The organism is Marinomonas atlantica, from assembly GCF_001639725.1.
Taxonomy (GTDB): Bacteria; Pseudomonadota; Gammaproteobacteria; order Pseudomonadales; family Marinomonadaceae; genus Marinomonas; species Marinomonas atlantica.
The window spans coordinates 1-270 of record NZ_LTAW01000044.1 but is presented as its reverse complement, the minus strand read 5'-3'; the positions used below and the strand labels follow the sequence as shown (position 1 = coordinate 270).

The following is a 270-nucleotide window of genomic DNA, read 5'->3' as shown; positions in this document are numbered from 1 at the left end:
TCGTAGAAACTCTCAGTTCTCAGCGATAAAACTCTCATCAAACGCTTACTAGTGCTAACCTTTTGATAACAAAGGAGCGCATTATGGGCAAGAACAAGCTTGATAAGAAAATCTACGAGAACGAACTTCGACGCCTGCAAATTGAACTGGTTAAGCTACAGGAGTGGGTTAAGCAAGAAGGGTTAAAAGTTGTTGTTATCTTTGAAGGTCGGGACGCTGCAGGTAAGGGTGGCGTCATTAAACGCATCACTGAGAAGCTTAACCCTAGGG

Annotated in this window: 1 pseudogene; it reads left to right on the top strand. The window is 43.7% G+C overall.

The window, feature by feature from the left end:
- Window positions 1-83: 83 nt before the first annotated feature.
- Window positions 84-270: pseudogene (locus AYW75_RS18490) on the top strand (polyphosphate kinase 2); the annotation flags it as partial.